General features: G+C 69.0%; 16 protein-coding genes. 8 read left to right on the top strand and 8 right to left on the bottom strand.

Annotated elements, in window-relative coordinates:
• Window positions 1-3: 3 nt before the first annotated feature.
• Window positions 4-4,191: a bifunctional nitrate reductase/sulfite reductase flavoprotein subunit alpha gene (locus ABIC51_RS22290; protein ID WP_226128421.1), complete on the top strand. Its 4,188-nt coding sequence runs from the start codon at window positions 4-6 to the stop codon at window positions 4,189-4,191.
• A gap of 185 nt (window positions 4,192-4,376) precedes the next feature.
• Here ABIC51_RS22290 and ABIC51_RS22285 read toward each other — a convergent pair whose 3' ends face one another.
• Together ABIC51_RS22285 and ABIC51_RS22280 are read right to left on the bottom strand one after the other, a co-directional pair.
• A complete protein-coding gene (locus tag ABIC51_RS22285) occupies window positions 4,377-5,153 on the bottom strand; it encodes an SDR family oxidoreductase (RefSeq protein WP_060206691.1) in 777 nt (258 codons plus the stop codon).
• Between the two features lie 4 nt (window positions 5,154-5,157).
• A complete protein-coding gene (locus ABIC51_RS22280) occupies window positions 5,158-5,595 on the bottom strand; it encodes a GlcG/HbpS family heme-binding protein (protein WP_226128419.1) in 438 nt (145 codons plus the stop codon).
• A 96-nt stretch (window positions 5,596-5,691) separates the two neighbouring features.
• Here ABIC51_RS22280 and ABIC51_RS22275 point away from each other — a divergent pair, with 96 nt between their 5' ends.
• From ABIC51_RS22275 to ABIC51_RS22260, 4 genes are all read left to right on the top strand, one after another.
• Window positions 5,692-6,606: a LysR family transcriptional regulator gene (locus tag ABIC51_RS22275; RefSeq protein ID WP_081085508.1), complete on the top strand. Its 915-nt coding sequence runs from the start codon at window positions 5,692-5,694 to the stop codon at window positions 6,604-6,606.
• A 79-nt stretch (window positions 6,607-6,685) separates the two neighbouring features.
• Complete coding sequence (locus tag ABIC51_RS22270) at window positions 6,686-7,120, top strand: hypothetical protein (RefSeq protein ID WP_021162920.1); 435 nt, start codon at window positions 6,686-6,688, stop codon at window positions 7,118-7,120.
• A gap of 428 nt (window positions 7,121-7,548) precedes the next feature.
• Window positions 7,549-10,143: a bifunctional lysylphosphatidylglycerol flippase/synthetase MprF gene (gene mprF / locus ABIC51_RS22265; protein ID WP_136469581.1), complete on the top strand. Its 2,595-nt coding sequence runs from the start codon at window positions 7,549-7,551 to the stop codon at window positions 10,141-10,143.
• Window positions 10,140-11,420 carry a virulence factor family protein gene (locus ABIC51_RS22260; RefSeq protein WP_175897510.1) on the top strand — a complete coding sequence of 427 codons (1,281 nt, stop codon included), beginning with the start codon at window positions 10,140-10,142 and terminating at the stop codon, window positions 11,418-11,420. Before mprF ends, ABIC51_RS22260 begins: the two co-directional genes overlap by 4 nt.
• A 78-nt stretch (window positions 11,421-11,498) precedes the next feature.
• On the opposite strand, the gene ABIC51_RS22255 is transcribed toward ABIC51_RS22260, so the two are convergent.
• The 6 genes from ABIC51_RS22255 to uxuA all read right to left on the bottom strand — a co-directional run bounded on the left by ABIC51_RS22255 (window position 11,499) and on the right by uxuA (window position 18,414).
• Entirely contained in the window at window positions 11,499-11,930 is a 432-nt protein-coding gene (locus tag ABIC51_RS22255; protein WP_060085405.1) for a DUF934 domain-containing protein, read from the bottom strand.
• Entirely contained in the window at window positions 11,927-13,711 is a 1,785-nt protein-coding gene (locus tag ABIC51_RS22250) for a nitrite/sulfite reductase (protein WP_175897509.1), read from the bottom strand. Before ABIC51_RS22250 ends, ABIC51_RS22255 begins: the two co-directional genes overlap by 4 nt.
• Before the next feature lie 206 nt (window positions 13,712-13,917).
• The gene (locus ABIC51_RS22245; RefSeq protein WP_060319655.1) at window positions 13,918-14,313 is read right to left on the bottom strand and encodes a hypothetical protein; all 396 of its coding nucleotides are present in this window, start codon (window positions 14,311-14,313) and stop codon (window positions 13,918-13,920) included.
• A gap of 91 nt (window positions 14,314-14,404) precedes the next feature.
• A complete protein-coding gene (locus ABIC51_RS22240; RefSeq protein WP_354006639.1) occupies window positions 14,405-15,838 on the bottom strand; it encodes an aminotransferase-like domain-containing protein in 1,434 nt (477 codons plus the stop codon).
• Between the two features lie 129 nt (window positions 15,839-15,967).
• On the bottom strand, window positions 15,968-17,278 hold the full coding sequence (locus tag ABIC51_RS22235) for an MFS transporter (RefSeq protein WP_027791793.1): 1,311 nt from the start codon (window positions 17,276-17,278) through the stop codon (window positions 15,968-15,970).
• 71 nt (window positions 17,279-17,349) lie between these two features.
• Complete coding sequence (gene uxuA, locus ABIC51_RS22230; RefSeq protein ID WP_027791792.1) at window positions 17,350-18,414, bottom strand: mannonate dehydratase; 1,065 nt, start codon at window positions 18,412-18,414, stop codon at window positions 17,350-17,352.
• 267 nt (window positions 18,415-18,681) lie between these two features.
• Here uxuA and ABIC51_RS22225 point away from each other — a divergent pair, with 267 nt between their 5' ends.
• The 3 genes from ABIC51_RS22225 to ABIC51_RS22215 all read left to right on the top strand — a co-directional run bounded on the left by ABIC51_RS22225 (window position 18,682) and on the right by ABIC51_RS22215 (window position 22,487).
• Complete coding sequence (locus ABIC51_RS22225; RefSeq protein WP_175862517.1) at window positions 18,682-19,404, top strand: FadR/GntR family transcriptional regulator; 723 nt, start codon at window positions 18,682-18,684, stop codon at window positions 19,402-19,404.
• 159 nt (window positions 19,405-19,563) lie between these two features.
• Window positions 19,564-20,694, top strand: a complete 1,131-nt coding sequence (locus ABIC51_RS22220; RefSeq protein ID WP_027791790.1) for an extracellular solute-binding protein — start codon at window positions 19,564-19,566, stop codon at window positions 20,692-20,694.
• Window positions 20,691-22,487 (top strand): GGDEF domain-containing protein, encoded by a 1,797-nt coding sequence (locus tag ABIC51_RS22215; RefSeq protein ID WP_226128417.1) that lies wholly within the window; start codon window positions 20,691-20,693, stop codon window positions 22,485-22,487. The genes ABIC51_RS22220 and ABIC51_RS22215 overlap by 4 nt, the downstream gene beginning before the upstream one ends.
• The last annotated feature ends 27 nt before the right edge of the window (window positions 22,488-22,514 follow it).

Here is a 22,514-nt window from a genome sequence, read left to right as displayed (position 1 = left end):
CGCATGACCGCCACCCCCGTCAAGAGCGTGTGCCCATACTGCGGCGTCGGTTGCGGGATGGTGCTGCATGTCGAGGAAGGCGAAGTCGTCAAGGTGTCCGGCGACGCCGACCATCCGGCCAACTTCGGGCGGCTGTGTACGAAGGGCTCGTCGGCGCACGTCGCGCTGCGCCGCTCGGGGCGGCTGGACCGCGCGTTCGTGCGCCGCGCGCGCGAGGACGACCTCGTGCCGCTGCCGGCGCGCGACGCGATCGCCGACACCGCGCGCCGCCTGCGCGCGGTGCTCGATGCGCACGGGCCGGACGCGCTGTCGTTCTACGTGTCGGGGCAGATGTCGATCGAGGCGCAATACCTCGTCAACAAGCTCGCGAAGGGTTTCGTCGGCACCCACAACATCGAGTCGAACTCGCGCCTCTGCATGGCGAGCGCGAGCACCGGCTACAAGCAGTCGCTCGGCGCGGACGGCCCGCCCGGGTCGTACCAGGACTTCGATCGCGCGAACCTGTTCTTCGTGATCGGCGCGAACATGGCCGACTGCCATCCGATCCTGTTCCTGCGGATGATGGACCGCGTGAAGGCCGGCGCGAAGCTGATCGTCGTCGATCCGCGCCGCACCGGCACCGCCGACAAGGCCGATCTGTTCCTGCAGATCCGGCCGGGCACCGATCTCGCGCTGACCAACGGGCTGCTGCACCTGCTGCATGCGAACGGCCGCACCGACGGCGCGTTCATCGACGCGTACACCGAAGGCTGGGACGCGATGCCCGCGTTCCTCGCCGACTACACACCGGGGCGCGTGGCTGAAATCACGGGGCTCGCGGAAGCCGACCTGCGCACGGCCGCGCAATGGATCGGCGACGCGCAGGAATGGATGAGCTGCTGGACGATGGGGCTCAACCAGAGCACGCACGGTGTGTGGAACACCAACGCGATCTGCAACCTGCATCTCGCGACGGGCAGGATCTGCCGCGCCGGCAGCGGGCCGTTCTCGCTGACGGGCCAGCCGAACGCGATGGGCGGGCGCGAGATGGGCTACATGGGCCCCGGCCTGCCGGGCCAGCGCTCGGTGGCGTCCGACGACGATCGCCGTTTCGTCGAGCAGCTGTGGCGCGTGCCGGCCGGCACGCTGCGCAAGGAAACCGGCAACGGCACCGTCGACCTGTTCGAACGGATGGCGGCCGGCGACATCAAGGCATGCTGGATCATCTGCACGAACCCGGTCGCGACCGTGCCGAACCGGCAGAACGTGATCGCCGGATTGCAGGCCGCGGAACTCGTGATCGCGCAGGACGCGTTCCTCGATACCGAAACCAACCGCTACGCGGACATCCTGCTGCCCGGTGCACTGTGGGCCGAGGGCGACGGCGTGATGATCAACTCCGAGCGCAACATGACGCTGATGCGCGCGGCGGTCGCGCCGCCGGGCGACGCGCTGCCCGACTGGCGCATCGTCGCGGAAGTCGCGCGTGCGATGGGGTTCGGCGATGCGTTCGACTATGCGTCGGCGGCCGACGTGTTCGACGAGATCGTCCGCTTCTCGAATCCGGCGACGGGCTACGACCTGCGCGGCGCGAGCCATGCGGCGCTGCGCGACGGGCCCGTGCAGTGGCCGGTCGCGCCGGGCACCGCGCGCGAGCGGCACCCGATCCGCTACCTGAACGACGGCGTGAGCCAGCCGCTGCGCCCGGCCGCCGACGGCGACGACGCGCCGCGCATCGCGTTCCCGACGCCGTCGGGCAAGGCGCGCTTCTTCGCCCGGCCGCACGTCGATCCGGCCGAATTGCCCGACGACACGTTCCCGATCGTGCTGAACACGGGGCGGCTGCAGCATCAGTGGCACACGATGACGAAGACGGGCAAGGTCGCGATGCTGAACAAGCTGAACCCGCGCCCGTTCGTCGAGCTGCATCCGGACGACGCGAGCGCGCTCGGCATCGCCGCGAAGGACAGCGTCGAGATCCGCTCGGCGCGTGGCCGCGCGGTGCTGCCGGCCGTCGTGACCGAGCGCGTGCGCCGCGGCGACTGCTTCGCGCCGATGCACTGGAACGACGTGTACGGCGACGACCTGTGCATCAACGCGGTGACGAACGACGCGATCGATCCCGAATCGCAGCAACCCGAACTGAAATACTGCGCGGTCGCGCTGCGGCGCGTCGAGACCGCTGCGTTCGCGTCCGCCGACGACCGGACGGCGCAACCCGATGCCCGCGCCGACGACGCACGGCCCGCGCCGGCGACGGTGCAGGCGACTGCTTCACAGGAATCCGACATGGCAGACATCGACACTTTCGCGGCCGCGCTCGGCGTTGCCGACTTCGCGCCGCCGCCGTTGACGGACACCGAACGGCTGTATGTGGCCGGGTTCGTCAGCGGGCTGAAGGCAAGCGCCGGCCGGCGCGAGGGCGGCGTGCCGGTGCTGCCGGCCGGCGCGCCGCTCACGCCGCCGGTGCGGTTCTGGCTCGACGGGATGCTCGCGGGGTTGTTCAGCCGCTCGCTGCCGGCGAGCTTGCCGGGTGCCGCGGCCCCCGCGCTGCCGGCCGATGCCGCCGCGTCCGGCGGCGTGCGGATCGTGCGCGCGCGGCCGAAGGTCGTGCTGCTGTGGGCGTCGCAGACCGGCAACATCGAATCGTTGACCGAGGATTACGCGACGCAGCTGATGAACGCGGGCTTCGAGATTCGCACCGCGTGCATGTCCGACTATCCGGTGGCGTCGCTCGCCGGTGCGCAATACGTGCTGTTGATGACGAGCACGTTCGGCGACGGCGACGCGCCCGACAACGGCAGCGAGTTCTGGGAAGCGCTGCAGGCCGGCGGCGCTGCGCGCCTCGACGGCGTGCACTTCGCGGTGCTCGCGTTCGGCGACCGCAACTACGACCAGTTCTGCGGCCATGGCCGCCGGCTCGACGCGCGGCTCGCGGAACTCGGCGCGGCACGCCTGTGCGCGCGCGTCGATTGCGACGTCGAATTCCAGCGCGACGCCGACCAGTGGCTCGAACGCGTCGTCGCGCGGATCAAGGAGGCCGATGCCGCGCTGCACGCGGTGCCGTCCGGCGGCCTGGGCCCGTCGGGGCTGCTGCCGACGAAGGCGCATCCGGCGCCGTCGAAGCTCGTCGCGAACCTGCGGCTCAACCGTCCGGGCGCGGCGAAGGACACGCGCTACGTGTCGCTGTCGACCGAAGGCGCGAACCTCGAATACGAAACCGGCGACGCGCTCGGCGTGTGGCCGACCAACTGCCCGGAACTGGTCGACGAGCTGCTGTCCGTCACCGCGCTGAAGGCCGATGCACCCGTGTCGGTGGCGGGTGTCGGCGACGTGCGCCTCGGCGACGCACTCGCGCGTCATTTCGACATCACGCGCCCGCATCCGGACACGCTCGCGTTCATCGCGTCGCGCAGCGCGAACGGCGCGCTGAAGTCGCTGCTCGGCGACGACCGCAAGGGCGACCTGAAGCAATGGTTGTGGGGGCAACAACTCGCGGACGTGCTGCACGAGTTTCCGGTCGAGCTGTCGGGCAACGAACTCGTCGGGATGCTGAAGCGCATGCAGCCGCGTCTTTATTCGATCGCGTCGAGCCCGAGCGCGCACCCGGGCGAGATCCACCTGACCGTGTCGGCCGTGCGCTATCACAACGGCCGGCGCGCGCGCAAAGGTGTCGCGTCGACGTTCCTCGCCGATCGCGCGGACGACGGCCGCGTGCCCGTGTTCGTGCAGAAATCCGCGCATTTCCGGCCGCCGGTGAACGGCGACGTGCCGATCGTGATGGTCGGCCCGGGCACCGGCGTCGCGCCGTTCCGCGGTTTCCTGCACGAACGGCAGGCGCGCGGCGCGCGCGGGCGCAACTGGCTGTTCTTCGGCGAACAGCATGCGCGGACGGACTTCTACTACGGCGACGAGCTGGGCGCGATGCGCGACAGCGGTTTTCTGACGCGGCTCGATCTCGCGTTCTCGCGCGACCAGGCCGACAAGATCTACGTGCAGGACCGGATGCGCGAGCAGGGCGCCGAGCTGTTCGCGTGGCTGGAGGAGGGCGCGCACTTCTACGTGTGCGGCGACGCCGCGCGGATGGCGAAGGACGTCGATGCCGCGCTGAGGGCCGTCGTCGCCGAGCACGGCGGCATGTCGGACGAAGCCGCGAACGACTACGTCGCGCGGCTCGCGAAGGCGCGCCGCTACATGCGGGACGTGTACTGACCGCGAGCGGTGTGGCGCGACGCGGCCCGCCGGTTTGCGGGCCCGGCGCCGGGCGACGCGTCGGCCTGCGACGAGCCGCGCCGGGCCGTCCGTCGGGAAGGCCGTCGACGGCGAACGTCGCACGCGACAGGCCGGGCGGCGGGCACGGCGTTCCTGCATGAACCGCCGGCCGCCGCCGGTTTGCGTTACTGCTGACGCTCCCACGCGCGCGCCTGTTCGGCACGGACGAACGTTTCCGACGACCGCGGCAGCAGGTTGCGGAACGCGCCGCCGTCGCCGTCGATCACGTCGACCATCTTCGCGATCATCTCTTCCGGATCGTGCTGTTCGAGCGGGAACGTCAGCCGCTCGGGCGTCACCGTGTGGACGGCCGGATCGTGCCAGCGCCGCGTCGTTTCCATCATCCGGTCGTTGAAACCCGTGCTGTACGGGCCGGGGTTCACGACCGCGACACGGATTCCGTGCGGCGCCAGCTCCGCGTGCATCGCCTCCGCGATCGATTCGACCGCGTGCTTCGACGCGCAATAGGCGCCCGTGAACGGCCCGGTGATCAGGCCCGCGATCGACGACACGAACACGATCTTGCCGTGCCGGCGCGCGAGCATCCCGCGCGCGATGTGCTGCGTGAGTTCGAGCGGCCCGAACACGTTGACGTCGAACAGGTCGCGGACGATCCCGACCGGCAGGTCGACGAGCGCGCCGGCTTCGCCGACGCCCGCGTTGTTCACGAGCACGTCGACGTCCAGCTCGGCCGCGCGGGCGCGATCGTCGGCCGACGTGACATCGAGCTTGATGGCGCGCAGCGTGGTGCCGCGTTGCGCGGCGGCGTCCGTCAGTGCGTCGATCTCGACGGTGACGCGCACGCCGGCCGTCACGTCGTGGCCGCGTTCGGCGAGCCGCAGCGCCACTTCCCGGCCGAAGCCGGTGCCTGCGCCGGTAATGAGGATGCGTTTCCGTGCCATGTGCTTACCTTGTGGTGGGAAGGGTTGCCTGAAAGCGGTCGCGGCCGTGCCGGGCGATCGCGGTGTCTTCGTCGACGCTGCCGCCCGAAACGCCGATGGCGCCGACGCAGCGTCCGCTGTCGTCGACGAGCGGTTCGCCGCCGCCGAACGTGACGAGCCCGCCGTGGCTGTGCTCGATCCCGCGCAGCGGCCCGTCGCCCGACATCGCACCGAGCGCGCCGGTCGATATGCGGAAACGGACCGCCGTCAGCGCCTTGCGCTGCGCGAGATCGATCGCGCCGAGGAAACAGTCGTCGGTGCGCTCGAACGCGAGCAGGTTCGCGCCGGCATCGACGATTGCGATGGCGACGCCGGCGACCTGCAGCGACGCGGCATGCGCGAGTGCTGCGTCGATCGTACGGCGGGCGGCTGCGAGCGGCAGCGCGGCGGTGAGCGGGTCCATGCGAGGTTCCGGTGGGACGACAGGCCCCAGTGTAGGCAGGTGCGGTATATGGGAGAATCCGCATTCCGCTCGAAAGAGTTTCAAGTTTTTCTAATGATGAGCCGACGCGATCCGATGGCCGGGCTGCACGTGTTCATGACGGTCGCGACGGCCGGCAACTTCACGCGGGCGGCTGCCGCGCTCGGCCTGACGCCGGCTGCCGTCAGCCTCGCGATCGGGCAACTCGAGGGCGAGCTGAACGTGAAGCTGTTCAATCGCAGCACGCGCGGCGTGAGCCTGACGGAGGCCGGGCAGCACTACTGGCGGCAGACCGAGCCCGCGTACCGGCAGGTCGTGCACGCGCGCGACGCGCTGAGGGACGCGCGCAGCGAGCCGAGCGGCGTGTTGCGCGTCACCGCGCTGCCGCTGGCGCGCACGCTCGTGATCGCGCCGGTGCTGGCTGCATTCCGCGAGCGTTATCCGAAAGTGCGGCTCGAGATCCGCTACGAGAACGAACTCGTCGACATCGCGAAGGACGGGTTCGATGCGGGGATTCGCCTCGCCGACCGGCTGCAGCCGGGGACGATCGGCGTGCGGATCGCGCCGGCGCTTTCGTGCGCGCTGGTCGCGTCGCCCGGTTATCTGGCGCGGTACGGCACGCCGGCGTCGATCGCGGCGCTCGAACGTCATGCATGTATCCGCTTCCGGTTTTCGGAGAGCGGGCGGCTGCACAAATGGCTGCTGCACGACGGGCGCCGCGATGTCGATCTCGATCCGGAAGGCGTATTCGTGACGAACGATGCCGATGCGGTGATCGACGCGGCGCGTGCCGGTGTCGGGATCGCGTTTGCGTTCATGCGCGAGCGCATCGAACAGGACTTGCGCGACGGCACGCTCGTCGAGGTGTTGCCGGGCGCGTGCCGGACGCTGCCGCCGATGTGGCTGTATTACGTGAATCGCAAGCACGTGCCGGCGAAGCTGCGCGCATTCATCGACGTGCTGCGGGAGCGCGACGGCGCAAGCGCGGCGTAAGCGTTGCGCCGGCTGCCTGCGGCGATTTGCCCGGCAGCGCATGATGGCGGCTCCAGCCACGAAACGATGGAGTCGCGTCATGACGGTATCTCTTCATTTTCCGGTTCGTACTTTGGCCATTGCCGCGGCGCTGGTGGCGGCCGTGACCTGCAGCGCGCCGGCCATCGGCCAGACATCGACCGTACCCGCTGGTTCGGCTGCGGCGACGCCCGACAATGCGGTGCTGCTCACCGTCTTCCTGAAACACGATCAGTCGCGCCCGCTCGCCGAGCTGAACGCGCAATTGGCGAAGCAGGGGTTCTACAAGGCGTTTCCGCCGCCGGGCGTCGAAGTGGTGAGCTGGACCGTGACGATGGGGATCGGGCAGATCGTCGTGCTGCGGTTGCCGGCATCGCGGGTGCGCGAGGTCAATCGGGTGCTCGAAGATACGGCGTGGGGCGCGTATCGGACGGAGTTCTACCCGACTTACGACTACAAGGCGATCGGGTTGGGTGAGCATGAGCGGGCGAAGTGACCGTACGCCGTACGATTCCGTAACGGCGCAAAGCGGGTGCGAGCGCACCGAATCAACCTGTCCCCATTCCTGAAACGCCCCGCGCCATCATGTTTTCGTCCTCGCCTTTTGCGCTCCGCCCGGCAGATTTCTCCCAAATGCATCACAAGTCATTCATCCGATGAAAAATCCCCGCCGGTTCCCGGTATGATGCGCACCTTGCGTTTGTCGGACGCACTATTTTTGATGCAATTTTGATGGGCGAGGCCCCACAAAACCGCACAATCCGAAGCTGAAAGATTCTGTAATATAAATTCCGTATACTCGTAAGTTCTGATCCAGGCGCCGCCTGCCATTTCCTTCGGCCGACCGCCCACGCAGAACAACCAGATACGTCGCCGCCTGGCCGTCTTGCGCCGCGACACGCTATGCACCACCACTGAACATCTATGTCTTCCCGCCACTCTGGTTCGCCCGGCCGCGCCGCGGCGGTGATCGCCCGTGTCCGGGCGCTGATCCGCAACGAGCGTGTGCTGTCGCCGCTGCTCGCGCTCGGCATCGGCCTGCTGCTGATCGTGGTTTTCCAGCACCTGTCGGAATCCGTCGACTACCGGTCGGTGATCCGCGAGTTGCGTCACATGTCCGTCGGCGAGTGGGGCGCATCGCTGGCCGCGACGGCCCTCAGTTATCTCGCGCTCGTCGCCCGCGATGCGGTCGGCCTGCGTTATGTCGCCGCGAAGGTGCCGCGCGTCGCGTTGTGGATCGGCGCGATCGCCGGGTCCGCGCTCGGTAACGCGACCGGCTTCGGCGCACTGACGGGCGGCGCGGTCCGCGCACGCGTGTACGGCGTGTCGGGCGTCACGCCCGCGCAGATCGGCCGGATGACGGTGTTCACGAGCGGCACGCTGGCGCTCGCCATGGTGTTGATGACGGCGGTCGGCATGGTCTGCGTGCCGGAGGCGCTCGCCGCGATGCTGCACGTCGCGCCCGGCGTGCTGACGTGGACCGGCGCCGCGCTGCTCGTGGTGCTGGCCGCGATGGTCGCGATGTGCGGCAGCACGGCGCGCCCGGTCGTCACGCGCTTCAAGTGGCTGTCGTTCGACGTGCCGGCGCGGCGCGATCTCGTCGCGCAGGTCGTCTATGCGATCCTCGACGTCGCCGCCGCGGGCCTGACGCTGTGGGTGCTGCTGCCGGCCGCGCCGGTCGGTTTCCCGACCTTCATCACGGTGTATGCGGCCGCGCTGCTGCTCGGGATGATCGGCCATACGCCGGGCGGGATCGGCGTGTTCGAAGCCGCGATGGTCTTCACGCTCGGTCGCGAAGTGCCCCCGCACGCGATGGTCGCCGCGCTCATCGCGTATCGCGCAATCTATTTCGGCGTGCCGCTCGTGCTGTCGGCCGGCCTGCTGGCCGGTTTCGAGGGCCGCGCGCTGCGCCGCCGGCTCGTCACGCGGCAGGCCGTGCGCGTGTCGCAGCTCGCGCCGGTGTTCCTGAGCCTCGTGACGTTCGCGGTCGGTAGCATGCTGGTGATCTCGAGCGCAACGCCCGCGTTCTGGCACCGGATCGCGATCCTGCGCCACCTCGTGCCGCTGTGGGTGCTCGAAGGCTCGCAGGTGATCTGCAGCGTGCTCGGCGTCGCGCTGCTGTTCGTCGCGCGCGGGCTGCTGCGCCGCCTCGACGGTGCTTGGTGGATGACCTTCGCGCTGACGCTCGCAAGCCTCGCGCTGTCGCTCGCGAAAGGCCTCGCGTTCGTCGAGGCCGGCGTGCTCGGCACGCTGCTGGTGCTGCTGCTCGTCAGCCGCCGCCGCTTCAACCGCCATTCGTCGCTGCTCGCGGAGCGCTTCACGGTGAGCTGGTTCGTGTCGGTGGCGATGGTGCTGATGCTGGCCGTGTGGGTGCTGTTCTTCGCGTTCCGCGACGTGCCGTACACGCGCGAGCTGTGGTCGCACTTCTCGTTCGACGCGCGTGCGCCGCGTGCGCTGCGCGCGACGCTCGCAGCCGGCGTGTTCGTCGCGCTGTTCGCGCTGTGGCAACTGCTGCGCCCGGCGCCCGGCCGTTTCGTGAAGCCCGCGGCGCAGGACCTGTCGGATGCCGAACGGATCATCCGCGCGCAGGAATGCAGCGATGCGGGCCTCGCGCTGATGGGCGACAAGTCGTTCCTGTTCTCCGAATCGCGCCAGGCGTTCCTGATGTACGCGAAGTACGGCCGCACGTGGGCCGCGCTGCACGACCCGGTCGGGCCGCGCGAGGAATGGCCTGCGCTGATCGGCAAGTTCATCGCGCTCGCGCACGCGCACAGCGGTCGTGCGGCGTTCTACCAGGTGCGCGCCAACGCGCTGCCGCTGTATCTCGACGCGGGGCTCACGCTGATGAAGCTCGGCGAGGAAGCGCATATCGCGCTCGACCAGTTCGACCTGAAGGGTTCGAACCGGTCGCACCTGCGCTACGCGCTGCGCCGCGGCGACAAGGATGCGCTGACGGTCGAGGTGATCGCACCGCCGGACGTGCCGGCCACGCTGCCGGCCTTGCGCGACATCTCCGACGGCTGGCTCGACAGCCGCGACGCGCGTGAGAAGAGCTTCTCGGTGGCGGCGTTCCACGACGGCTATCTGGCGACGCAGTCGGTGATGCTCGTGCGGCAGGCCGACAAGCCGATCGCATTCGTCACGTTCATGACGACCGACCTCAACACCGAGGCGACGGTCGGCGTGATGCGGCACCTGCCGGACGCATCGCCGTACGCGATGGAATATCTGTTTACGCAGCTCGCGCTGCATCTGAAGGAAGCGGGCTTCCGCAAGCTGAGCCTGGGCATCGCGCCGTTCTCGGGGATGGGGGCGGCGAAGATGCCGTCGCCGTGGCACCGGGTCGGCCTGATGGTCTGGCGCTTCGGCGGCCGCTTCTACAACTTCCGCGGCTTGCGCGCATTCAAGAGCAAGTTCGAACCGCACTGGGAGCCGCGTTATCTCGCGGCCTCGGGCTCGGTCGGCGTGTTCGTCACGCTCGCGGACCTGTCATTGCTGGCTGGAGGTCGGCGTTCATGATGTTGAAGAAGGGAATCGCGCGGGCGGCAGCCGCCTGCGCGGGAATGATGCTGGCCGGCGCCGCGTGCGCCACGCAGCCGGCCGCGGTGAAAGCCGAAACCGTATCGGGCGGCCGCTACGGGCCCGTGACCGTGACCAAGCCCGGCGGGCCGCTGCGCGGCTTCGTCGTGCTGTTCTCGCGCGAGGCCGGCTGGAGTGCGGCCGACCAGCAGGCCGCCGATGCGCTCGCGAAAGCCGGTGCGATGACGGTCGGCGTCGATTCGGAGCGTTACGCGACGAATCTCGCCGCGAAGCAGGAGACCTGCCACCACCTCGACGGCGACGCCGAAGCGGTCAGTCACCAGCTCGAACGCCTCGCGCAATCGTCGCGCTATTTCACGCCGATCGTCGCGGGCGTGGGCCAGGGCGGTGCGATCGCGAAGCAGATCCTGTCGATGGCGCCGGAGAACACGATCGCCGGCGTCGTATCGGTCGGTCCGGCGGCCAGGCTCGATCCGCGCTTCAAGCCGTGCCCGCCCGATCCGACGATCGTGCGCCGCGCGATGCCGGGTTTCGTCGAAACGGCGGCCGCGGGCGATTCCGCGAAGCTCGTGTCGCTCGTCACGTCGCACCTGCGGGACACCGCCAGCAGCGACGAACTCGACGTGTCGGATCTGCCGCTCGTCGAGCTGCCGGCCAAGGGCGGCAACGGCCAGCTCGCGATCGTGATCTCGGGCGACGGCGGCTGGCGGGATCTCGACAAGACGATCGCCGAGGCGCTGCAGCGCGACGGCGTGTCGGTGGTCGGCATCGACAGCCTGCGCTATTTCTGGAGCGAGAAGCCGCCGGCGCAGGTGAGCCGCGATCTCGCGCGCGTGATGCGCACCTACATGGCGCGCTGGCATGCGAATCGCGTGGCGCTGGTCGGCTACTCGTTCGGTGCCGACGTGATGCCGTTCGCGTACAACCGGCTGCCTGCCGACCTGCGCGACAAGGTCGCCGTGATGTCGCTGCTCGGCTTCGCGCCGGCCGCCGATTTCCAGATCCGCGTGACGGGCTGGCTCGGCATGCCCGCGAGCGACAAGGCGCTGAAGGTCGCGCCGGAAATCGCGAAGGTGCCGCCGCAGCTCGTGCAGTGCTTCTATGGCGCGGAGGAGAAGGACACGATGTGTCCGGCGCTCGTGAACACGGGCGCTGACGTGATCAAGACGCAGGGCGATCACCACTTCGGCCGCGACTACATCGCGCTCGAGAAGAAGATTCTCGGCGCGTTCGGCAAGCCGGTGGCGGCGCGCTGAACGCCGGCGCCCGCTTCGCGGCGGGCGCCGGCCGGACCTTTCCGGTTCTTCGTACGGGCGGCCAGCGTGCCGCCCGTTTCATTTTGCGGCGGGCGTTGCCGCGTTCTGCTGCGGCGCGACCGTTCTCGCATCGCGCTGATAGAAGCCCGGGAACCGGTCGAGCTGCCGCCGCGCGGCCGTGATGTCCGTGCCGTCGCCGAGCACCGCGCTCGAAAACCCGGTGCGCTCCATCAGCAGCAACTGGTCGACCAGCACGTCGCCGGTCGCGCGCAGGTCGCCGGCGAAGCCGTAGCGCTTGCGCAGCAGGTACGCCTGGCTGTATGCGCGGCCGTCGGTGAACGACGGGAACTGCAGGTCGATGCGCGCGGCCTGCGCGATTTGCGCGGCAAGCGGCGGCAGTTCCTCGTCGTTGCCGATCGTCAGCGTCGCGGCGTCGTGCCGCTGCGTATCGGCGGCATGTTCGACCGGCGTCAGCAGCCGGATGCGTTCGGTCGGGTGTTCTGGCTTCATGCGGGCTCCACCTGATGGCGCGCGTTGTTCGCCGCGGCCTTGAAGGGTTCCGTGCCGATGCGGCGTACGGTGTCGATGAACCGTTCGCTGCGGCCGTCGCTGTCGATCCGCGCGTCGAGGTACGCGTTGACGATCGCTTCGACGACATCGACGATCTCGTCCGCCGAAAACGACGGGCCGATCACCTTGCCCGGCCGCGCCGGGCCGCTCGCGGTCGAGCCGTCCGAGCCGCCGAGCGTGACCTGGTACCACTCGGCGCCGTCCTTGTCGACGCCGAGGATGCCGAGGTGGCCGCTGTGATGATGGCCGCACGAGTTGATGCAGCCGCTGATGTGCAGGTCGATGTCGCCGACGTCGTGCAGCATGTCGAGATCCTGGAAGCGCTCGGCGATCGCGTCGGCGATCGGGATCGAGCGTGCATTCGCCAGCGCGCAGAAGTCACCGCCGGGGCACGCGATCATGTCCGTCAGGAGTCCGACGTTCGCGCTGGCAAGCCCGATCGCGCGGGCGTTTTCCCACAGCGGGAACAGGTCGTCGACATGCACCCATGGCAGCACGACGTTCTGCGTGTGCGTGACGCGCGCCTCGCCGGCCGAGAAGCGGTCGGCGAGATCGGCGAGCGCATCGAGCTGGTCCGGCGATGCGTCGCCCGGTGCCTGCAGGCGGCGCTTGAACGACAGCGTGACGATGCGCAGCGCCGGGTCGCGGTGATCGGCGACATTGCGTGCGAGCCAGCGCGCGAAGGCCGGATGGTGTGCCGCCTGGGCCGACACGCGCAGGTTCGCGTCGCGCAGGCTGACCGTGCGCGGCTTGAGGCGCGGCGCGACGAACGACGCGGCGACGCGGTCGAACTCGACCTGGGCGATCGTGTGCAGCCCGCCGTCGTGTTCGACGATCTGACGGAACTCTTCCTCGACGTCGTCGATGTAGCGTTGCCCCTCGGTCTTGACGAGGATCTTGATGCGCGCCTTGTACTTGTTGTCGCGCCGTCCGTAGCGGTTGTACACGCGGACGATCGCCTCGATGTAGTTCATCACGTGCTGCCACGGCAGGAACGCGCGCAGCAGCGTCGCGATCGTCGGCGTACGGCCCATCCCGCCGCCCACGTTCACGCGAAAGCCGAGTGCGCCCGTATCGTCGCGCACGAGCTTGAGGCCGACGTCGTGCCAGTCGGTCGCGGCACGATCCTCGGCCGCCCCGGTGATCGCGATCTTGAACTTGCGCGGCAGGAACGCGAATTCGGGGTGCAGCGTCGTCCACTGGCGCATCACCTCGGCGAACGGGCGCGGATCTGCGATCTCGTCCGGCGCGACGCCGGCGCGCTCGTCGCACGAAATATTGCGGATGCAGTTGCCACTCGTCTGGATGCCGTGCATGTCGACGGTCGCGAGCAGGTCTATTACGTCGGCGGCCCTGGCGAGCGGAATCCAGTTGAACTGCACGTTGGTGCGTGTCGTGAAATGCGCGCTGCGGGTCGGCAGGCGCAGCGTGCCGAGCAGGGCCTGCGCGTCGCATGCGGCGCGGTAGGTGGCGTCGTCGGGCACATCGTAGTCGCGCGCGATCCGCGCGAGCACGCGCAGCTGCGCGCTGGACAGTTCGCCATAGGGCACGGCCACGCGCAGCATCGGCGCGTGGCGCTGCACGTACCAGCCGTTCTGCAGGCGCAGCGGCCGGAACGCGTCTTCGCTCAGCGTGCCGAGCTGCCAGCGCTCGAGCTGGTCGCGAAACTGGGCGGCGCGGCTGTGCACGAGCGCCCGGTCGAAAACGGTATATCGATACATGACGTGATACGCGAGAGGAGCCACGGCACGATGCGCACGGCTCGGGAGGGCGTTGCGACGGGTGTCAGGCAACCGGAGACAGCGTAGGGAACGCGGGGCGGCGGGACAAGCAGCAGATCGGGACGAAAAGGGCGCAGCAGATGGCCGGCGAAAGGCCGGTGCGGGCCGGCGCGGGCCGGGCATGCGTGCATGCCCGTGACAGGGGCTTACGCGTCGGCGTCGACGACGAGCGCCGGATCGAGCGCGCGGATGCGCTGGTCGATGAAGTAGCCGCCGCCTTCCTGGTAGCGCAGGAACAGCCGGCCGCACGTGCGGCAGCGGCTCACGGTGCAGCGGTTGTACGGGAAATGGCGCAGTGCGATCGGTGCGTCGTCCGACGCGTAGCGCGTGCCGGCCGGATGATATTCGGCGTAGGTCGGCTCAGCCTCGCCGGGCGGCGTGAGCGTGGCGACTTCGGTCAGTTGCGCGTCCTGCAGCGATAGCGGCAAGGTCGTCCATCCGGCGAGCGGCGTTTTCGTGCAGGTGCACGGCTGCGTGACGTGCGCTGCTTCGGTGGCCAGTTTCAACAGCGCGTCGTGATCGAGGTAGGGCAGTTGACTCATGGGAAGTCATGAAGGGGCGGCGGGATCAGCACTGTAACCCGCGCACGGGTTGCGTGCAGGGTCGTGACGCAGGCGGCGCACCGTGCGCGCTTCAATCGCCCTTGCGGACCGACGGCTGCGCGACCAGTTCGCCGAGCACGCGGATCGCGCGTTCGATGTCGCGGCTCCACGGATGACCGAAGTTCACGCGCACGCAACGTTCGAAGCCGTGCGCGGCCGAAAACAGCGGCCCCGGCGCGAAACTGATCCCGCGTGCGATCGCCTGGCGATGCAGCTCCATCGCGTCGATCGCGTCGGGAAACGCGAGCCACAGAAAATAGCCGCCTTCGGGCCGCACCCACTCGACGCCGGCCGGCAGCCAGCGGCGCAGCGCGTCGTCCATCCGGTCGAGCTGCGTGTGCAGCGCGCCGCGCAGCTTGCGCAAGTGCCGGTCGTAGCCGCCGTGCTCGAGATAGTTCGCGATGCCGGCCTGCGCGGGAATGCTGGCCGACAGCGTCGTCATCAGCTTGAGCCGCTGCACCTTCTCCGCGAACCGGCCGGCGGCGGCCCAGCCGATCCGGTAGCCGGGCGCGAGCGTCTTCGAGAACGAGCTGCAGTGCATCACGAGTCCGTGCCGATCGAACGCGCGCGCGGGCAGCGGGTAGTCGGGGCCGAAATGCAGCTCGCCGTATACGTCGTCCTCGATCAGCGGCACGTCGCGCGCGGCGAGCAATTCGACGAGCGCACGCTTTTTTTCGGTGGACAGCGTGACCCCGGTCGGATTCTGGAAATTGGTCATGAACCAGCACGCGCGAATGTCGTGCCGGTCGAGCGCGTTCGCGAGCGCATCGAGATCGAGGCCCGTGCGCGGATCGACGGGAATCTCGACCGCGCGCAGGTCGAGCCGTTCGATCGCCTGCAGCGCCGCATAGAAGCCGGGCGCTTCGACGGCCACGACGTCGCCGGGCCGCGTGACGGCCATCAGGCACAGGTTCAGCGCTTCGAGCGCGCCGTTCGTGACGACGATCTCGTCGATGGGCTGCGAGATGCCCGTCGCGAGATAGCGCCGGGCGATCTGCTGGCGCAGCGCCTCGTTGCCGGGCGGCAGGTCGACGACCGTGCTCCACGGGCTGACGAGCCGCGTGGCCTGCGCGAGCGATTTCGCGAGGCGCGGCAACGGAAACAGTTGCGGCGACGGGAATGCGGAGCCGAGCGGCATGATGCCGGGCTGCGTGGCCGCGTCGAGGACGGAGAATACGAGGCTGCTGATGTCGACCTTGCGCGTGGCGCCGGCCCGTTTCGCGCGGCGTGTGGGCGCCGGGCCCGCCTCCGGCGTTGCGCCCGGCGCGACGTAGTAGCCCGAGCGTTCGCGCGCACGGATCAGCCCCCACTGTTCGAGCAGGTAGTACGCGCGAAACACCGTCGACTGGCTCACGCCGTGCTGCGCGATGATCTGCCGCAGCGACGGCAGGCGCGTGCCGACGGCGAGGTTGCCGTTGCGGATGTCGTCGGCGATCGTATGGGCGAGGGTTTCGTAGCGTTTCATCGGCGAGGGTGGTGCGCGCCGTAGCCACGCGCGGGCCGGACTGGCGCCGCGCCGGCGGGCGCGGCTCATTGTCCGATGCGCGGCCCGAAAAGGAAAGTGCACGCGTGTCGGCCGCACGTTCCTGCCGCGTCAGGCCGCGTTCGGCTCCACGTTCCGCCGGTTCGCACCGCCGCGCAGCGGCGGCAGCGGCTCGACCTTGCCGACGATGAACAGGTACGACAGCGCGCCGACCACGCACAACGCACCGGCCACCGCGAGCGGCACGACAAACGAGCCCTTCGTGATCGACAGCATCACGCCCGTGAACGTCGTGATGAAGATCCCCGCGAGATTGCCCGCGAAATTCTGGATGCCGCCGAGCGACGCGACATGCGCCGGCGTCGGCGCGACTTCGCCGACGAGCGTCCACACGTTGGCGCCCGCGAACGACAGGCTGGCATACGCGAGCGCGAACAGCGCAAGGCACGCCCAGACGTTCTCGACAAAGGCCGACAGCGCGATCGACGAAGACAGCAGCATCCCGAGCACGAGGCAGGTCTTGCGCGCGGCGGTCGCGCTCCAGCCGCGGCGGAACAGGCTGTCCGACACGTAGCCGCCGAGCCAGCCGCCTGGAATCGCGAGCAGCGCGGGCAGCATGCCCCACGTGCCGAGCGACGCGAGCGAGAAGCCGCGCGACTGCAGCAGGTAGCTCGGGAACCACGTGATGAAGAAGTAGATCGCGAAGTTCAGGCAGAACAGGCCGATCATCATGCCCCACACGGTGCGATAGCGGAACAGGTCGAGCCACGACACCTTCGGGCCGTCGGTTGCGGCCGCAACGGCCGGTGCGCCGCGCTGCGCGAGCAGTGCATCGACGGCATCGGGGGCGATCGCGCGATAGCGTTCCGGGTCGCGATAGACGAACCACCATGCCAGCGCCCACACGATGCCGATGCCGCCCGTGATCACGAACGACCCGCGCCAGCCGACGATCGAGATCAGCCACGCGACGAGCGGCAGCGACAGCGCGGAGCCGACGCGCGAGCCGCTGTCGAAGATGCTGCTCGCGAGCCCGCGTTCGCTGCGCGGGAACCAGTTGAACGCGACCTTCGCGAACGACGGGATCGCGGCCGCTTCGCCGACGCCGAGCATCAGCCGCACGCCGACAAGCTGCGCGAGGCCGCGCGCGGCGCCCGTCGCGACGGTGAACACCGACCACCAGCCGACCGCGAGCGCGAGGCTCACGCGCACGCCGACCTTGTCGATGAACCAGCCGGCCGGCAACTGCAGGAACGCGTAGGTCCAGAAGAACGCGCTCAGCACGAGCCCCATGCCGACCGCGTCGAGGCCGAGGTCGGCGCGGATGCTGGGCGCCGCGATCGCGAGGTTCGCGCGATCGATGAAGTTGATGACGTTGGCCAGGAAGCACATCAGGATCATGGCCCATCGGATGCGTGGCATGGGGTGTCTCCGTGCGGAATGTCGTGACGGGCGGCCGGCGATCCGCTGCGCCGGCCACCGCGATGGGCGGGTTATCGGGTGACTGGCGACGGCGTGCGGTCGAACTTCGCGAGCGCTTCCCACAGGCCGTTCAGGTAGACCGCGCCGAGCGCGCGGTCGTAGAGGCCGTAGCCGGGCTTGCCCGTCTCGCCCCAGATCATGCGGCCGTGGTCGGGGCGCACGTAGCCGGTGAAGCCGGTGTCGTGGTACGCCTTCACGATCGCGGCGATGTCGAGCGAGCCGCAGCTCGACAGGTGCGCCGTTTCCTCGAAATCGCCGTTCGCGTCGACCTTCACGTTGCGGATATGCGCGAAGTGGATGCGGCCCATCGCGCCGAATTCACGCACGAGCGCCTCGACGTCGTTCTGCGGGCCCGCGCCGAGCGAGCCCGAGCACAGCGTCAGCCCGTTCGCGGGCGTGTCGACGATGCGCACGATCCGTGCGAGATCGTCGCGGTTCTTCACGATGCGCGGCAGCCCGAAGATCGGGCGCGGCGGATCGTCGGGGTGGATCGCCATCTTCACGCCGGCTTCCTCGGCGACCGGGACGATCGCCTTCAGGAAGTATTCGAGGTTCGCCCACAGCGCCGCCTCGTCGACATCGCGATACTCGGCGAGCAGCGCCCGCAACTGTTCGGGCTGGTAGCTCGAATCCCAGCCCGGCAGCGCGATGCCGTCGTCCGGATCGATCCGGTCGACCGCGTCGGTGCTGAACGCGAGGCAGGTCGAGCCGTCGTCGAGCGTCTTCGACAGCTCGGTGCGCGTCCAGTCGAAGACGGGCATGAAGTTGTAGCAGATGACGCGGACACCGGCCGCGCCGAGATGGCGAATCGTCTGACGGTAGTTGTCGATCAGGCGGTCGCGGCCCGGCTTGCCGAGCTTGATGTCCTCGTGCACCGGCACCGATTCGACGACTTCGAACTGCAGGCCGGCGCGTTCGATCGTCGCCTTCAGCGCGTCGATCTTGTGCGCGGGCCAGACTTCGCCCACCGGTTCGTCGTAGATCGCCGACACGATGTGCGTGACGCCCGGGATCTGGCGGATGTATTGCAGCGAGACCGGATCGGACTCGCCGTACCAACGGAAAGACATCTTCACTGGAGCGGCTCCTGGCTGGCGGTTGATGCATCGGGCGGACGGGCGGCGGCGTGCCGGCCCGTCTCCGGTGTGCGGATTATGATTGGTATGCCAGTTGTGAGGGATAGTGGTTTACCAGTTGTCGGAATCGCAACCGGCGGCATGACGCTTCGGCGCGAACCCCGGCGCGTTGGCCAATACGTCGAACCGGACGCGGGCCGAAATTGGTGTACCATTTTGCCGATCCGGCGCCGCGACGGTGCCGGCCAGCCTGTTGCGAGCCTTTCGATGACCGATCTTTCCAGCCAGCCAGCCAGCCGCGATGCCGATGCCGCGGACCGCTCCTATATCGGCCTCGCGCGGCAGATTCACGCGATGGTGGCTGCCGGTGCGTTCGAGGCCGGCGCGCGGCTGCCGTCCGAGCGCAGCCTGGCCGACCAGTTCGGCGTGAGCCGCACGCAGGTGCGCGAGGCGATCATCGCGCTCGAGGTGCAGGGGATCGTCGAGGTGCGGATCGGTTCGGGCATCTACGTATCGGCGGCCGATGCGGCGCGGCCGGTGACGTTCGAGGTGCCGCGCGGCCCCGGGCCGATCGAGACGCTGCGCGCACGCGGGTTGATCGAGGCGGAAGTCGCCGCGCTCGCGGCGACCGAACGCAAGGATGCGGATCTCGACCGGCTGTTCTTCTCGCTGACGACGATGCGCGAACAGATGGACGACAAGGCCGCGTACGACGCGGCCGATCGCCAGTTCCACCTGCGCATCGCGGAGTCGACCGGCAACACGGTACTGCTGCACATGGTCACCGCGATGTGGGACTGCGCGCGCAGCGATCCGCTGTGGGACAAGATCGAGGAGCACTTTCACTCGACCGCACTGCGCGAGGCATCGCAGGAGGATCACCAGCGGATCTTCGCGGCGATCATGGCGCGCGACGCGGCGGCTGCACGCGAGGCGATGAGCGCGCACCTGTCGCGCGTGATCGCGGAATTCACGCAGGCGTGGCGCTGACGTTCGTTCCGGTCGACGGAAGCGGGCCGCCGTAACGGCACCGGCATGCGGCGTCGCTGATGGCGCGCGTGCGCCGTATACGGCTTCTTCCGATTGCGCGACCGTGGGTTTTATGGTCTTGTTGCGTGATATCGCATCGACTCGAAAAAGGACAGTCGAATGCAGCGGGGCGATTCACGCGGGGTCCGATTGATCAGGGGAATCGGCGCACGTACGCGCGTACGTATCGCCGTGCGCAGGCTGCTCATTATTTTGACGGCAGGCTTACTTGCCGCTGCGCTGCCGGTGCCCGCCGCCTCTCCCGAAGCCGTCAACGACAACGTGCTGCGCGTGCTCGCATGGCCCGGTTATGCGGACAGCGATGTCGTCAGCGCATTCGAGGCGCAATTTCACGTACGCGTCGAAGTGACGTTCGTCGACTCCGACGAAGCGTTGTGGACGCGGATGCACAGCGCGGCGCCGCCGCCGTACGACGTGCTGGCCGCAAACACGGCCGAGATCCAGCGCTACGCGCACGAACGTCTGCTCGCGCCGATCGACCTGTCGCGCATCCCGAACCGGCGGCGGCAGTTGCCGAACTTCCAGCAGCTCGCGACGATCGACGGGCTCGTGGAAGAGGGGGCTGCCCATGCGATCCCGTTTACGTATTCGTCGATGGGGCTGATCTACGACCGCAGGCAGGTTTCCGCCGCACCGCGCTCGATGCGGGAGCTGTGGAATCCGCGCTACCGCGGCAAGGTGCTCGACTTCAACAGCGCGCAGCACAATTTTTCGTTCACGGCGCTGGCGCTCGGCTATCCCGATCCGTTCCGCCTGTCGCCCGCGCAGACGCTCGCCGTCGCGCACAAGCTGATCGACCTGCGCCGCAACCTGCTGACGTACTACACGCTTCCTGAAGAGGCGACCGCGCTGTTCGTCGAGCATCGCGCGGCGCTGATGTTCGGCAATTACGGCACGCAGCAGGTGGAACTGCTGCGGCGCGCCGGCGCGGACGTCGGCTACGTGATCCCGGACGAAGGCGCGCTCGCGTGGCTCGACTGCTGGGCCGTCACGCGCGGCGCGCAGCATCCCGAGCTCGCGTTCGCATGGATCAACTACATGCTGGAACCGGCGATCGGCGCGCTGCTGACCGAACGCCAGGGCCTCGCGAACACGCTCGCGCCGCCGCCGGGCCTCGACACCGGGCACCAGCATCTCGTCTGGCTCCAGCCCGTCGAGGACATCGCGCGACGCGAATCGCTGTGGAGCCGCATCGTGTCGGGCGACCGTCCGGAGCGGTTCGGAAAATGATCCGGCTCGGGCTCACATCGAAACTGTCGGTGCTGTTCGCATGCATCGGCGTGATCGCGTCCGGCACGACCGGCTATTACGCATATCGCGCGAACCGCGCGATGCTCGTGCAGGAGGCACAGCACAGTCTGCTGATGTCGACGCAACTGCTCGGGCAACGCTTCACCACCGCGCTGTCCGACGTCGCGGACGATGCGCTCGTGCTCGCGCAGATGCCGTCGTGCGCGCTGGTCTCGGGCGGCGACAACCGGGAAGGCGCGTCACGCGCGCGGCTCGAGCTCGAGCAGGTGTTCTACAGCTTCATGAGAAATCACCCGGAATACCTGCAGGTTCGCCTGATCGCGCGCGGGGATTTCGGGATCGAACGCATTCGCGTCGATCGCGATGCGCACGGCATCGTCGTGCTGCCGGACAGCGCGTTCCAGGAGAAAGGACAGTTTTCCTACGTATTCGATACGCTCGCGACGGCACCGGGTCATATCTACCTGTCGCCGATCGTGATCAACCACGAGACGGGAACGCACGCGGCCGAGGGGCTGCCGATCCTGCGCGTGGGCACGCCGGTCGTCGATGCGTCGGGCCAGACGGTCGGCGCACTCGTCGTCGATGTCGAACTGTCGCGCGTGTTCGACCGGCTCGAGCGCGATCTGCCGGAAGACTACGCGGTGTATCTCGCGAACGAGTGGGGCGATTTCCTCGTGCACCCCGATCCGTCGCAGACGTTCGGCTTCGATCGCGGGCGGCGCGTGCTGATGCAGGACCGCTTCGCCGTCACGCGCGCGCTGTTCGACAGCGCCCGCACGAACGTTACCCTCAATGGCCTGACCGATCCCGCCGATGCGCCGGGGCAGATGTTCGCGTTCGCGCGCACGCCGTTCGGGCACGACGAGGGCAACCGCTTCGTCGTGCTCGGGATGGGACGCCCGCTGGCCGACGTGCTGGCGCCGGCCGGCGTGCTCGGCGAACGGATCATCCGGATGGTGCTCGTGTCGAGCCTGATGGCGGTCATCCTCGCGATCCTGTTCGCGCGTGCGATCACGCGGCCGCTGCAGACGCTCGCGCGCGCGGCGACGCACGTGTTCGACGATCCGGCCGCCGAGCAGCTGCCGGTCGGGCGCGCCGACGAGATCGGCGTGCTCGCGCGCTGTTTCGACAGCATGCGCGTCGAGATCCGCACGCAGGTCGCGATGCTGCGCGCGAAGCAGCTGGAGCTCACGCACCTCGCCGGCCACGATGCGCTGACCGCGCTGCCGAACCGCCTGCTGTTCATGGAGCAGCTCGATGCCGCGATCCGGCGTGCGGCCGCGATGCATGAGGGGCTGGCCGTGATGTTCGTCGATCTCGACCGCTTCAAGCAGATCAACGACCAGCACGGGCACTCGGCCGGCGACCGCGCGCTCGTCGCGGTCGCCAAGCGGTTGAGCCTCGTGCTGCGCGGCGGCGACATGGTCGCGCGGCTCGGCGGCGACGAATTCATCGTGCTGATTGCGGATGTGCGCTCACCGGCGGTGATCGGCGACGTCGCGTCGCGCATCCAGCTCGTGATGGCTGAAGAACTGGAGTTCGGCGACCGGCGCATGGCCGTCGGCGCGAGCATCGGCGTCAGCGAGTTTCCGGCCGACGGCGCGTCCGCCGAGGAACTGCTCGTCAAGGCCGACGCGGCGATGTACGCGGCGAAGGCGTCTGCGCAATGCGCATACGTGCGCTACCAGGAACTGGTCGGCAGCGGGAATGCCGCCGGCGGCGGCGCGGACGAAGCGGCCGGCCGCGTCGCGTCGGGCGAAAGCCGGTGACGGCCGGCCGCACGATACGTGCGATGC

This window comes from Burkholderia sp. 572 (genome assembly GCF_040545135.1).
Taxonomy (GTDB): domain Bacteria; phylum Pseudomonadota; class Gammaproteobacteria; order Burkholderiales; family Burkholderiaceae; genus Burkholderia; species Burkholderia cepacia.
This window is presented reverse-complemented; position numbering and strand designations above follow the sequence as displayed.

What these genes read in the sequence shown, in the direction of transcription:
- ABIC51_RS22290 (WP_226128421.1), top strand. Translation starts at nt 4, where the DNA reads ATGACCGCCACCCCCGTCAAGAGCGTGTGCCCATACTGCGGCGTCGGT.
- ABIC51_RS22285 (WP_060206691.1), bottom strand. Translation starts at nt 5,153, where the DNA reads ATGGCACGGAAACGCATCCTCATTACCGGCGCAGGCACCGGCTTCGGC.
- ABIC51_RS22280 (WP_226128419.1), bottom strand. Translation starts at nt 5,595, where the DNA reads ATGGACCCGCTCACCGCCGCGCTGCCGCTCGCAGCCGCCCGCCGTACG.
- ABIC51_RS22275 (WP_081085508.1), top strand. Translation starts at nt 5,692, where the DNA reads ATGAGCCGACGCGATCCGATGGCCGGGCTGCACGTGTTCATGACGGTC.
- ABIC51_RS22270 (WP_021162920.1), top strand. Translation starts at nt 6,686, where the DNA reads ATGACGGTATCTCTTCATTTTCCGGTTCGTACTTTGGCCATTGCCGCG.
- mprF (WP_136469581.1), top strand. Translation starts at nt 7,549, where the DNA reads ATGTCTTCCCGCCACTCTGGTTCGCCCGGCCGCGCCGCGGCGGTGATC.
- ABIC51_RS22260 (WP_175897510.1), top strand. Translation starts at nt 10,140, where the DNA reads ATGATGTTGAAGAAGGGAATCGCGCGGGCGGCAGCCGCCTGCGCGGGA.
- ABIC51_RS22255 (WP_060085405.1), bottom strand. Translation starts at nt 11,930, where the DNA reads ATGAAGCCAGAACACCCGACCGAACGCATCCGGCTGCTGACGCCGGTC.
- ABIC51_RS22250 (WP_175897509.1), bottom strand. Translation starts at nt 13,711, where the DNA reads ATGTATCGATATACCGTTTTCGACCGGGCGCTCGTGCACAGCCGCGCC.
- ABIC51_RS22245 (WP_060319655.1), bottom strand. Translation starts at nt 14,313, where the DNA reads ATGAGTCAACTGCCCTACCTCGATCACGACGCGCTGTTGAAACTGGCC.
- ABIC51_RS22240 (WP_354006639.1), bottom strand. Translation starts at nt 15,838, where the DNA reads ATGAAACGCTACGAAACCCTCGCCCATACGATCGCCGACGACATCCGC.
- ABIC51_RS22235 (WP_027791793.1), bottom strand. Translation starts at nt 17,278, where the DNA reads ATGCCACGCATCCGATGGGCCATGATCCTGATGTGCTTCCTGGCCAAC.
- ABIC51_RS22225 (WP_175862517.1), top strand. Translation starts at nt 18,682, where the DNA reads ATGACCGATCTTTCCAGCCAGCCAGCCAGCCGCGATGCCGATGCCGCG.
- ABIC51_RS22220 (WP_027791790.1), top strand. Translation starts at nt 19,564, where the DNA reads ATGCAGCGGGGCGATTCACGCGGGGTCCGATTGATCAGGGGAATCGGC.
- ABIC51_RS22215 (WP_226128417.1), top strand. Translation starts at nt 20,691, where the DNA reads ATGATCCGGCTCGGGCTCACATCGAAACTGTCGGTGCTGTTCGCATGC.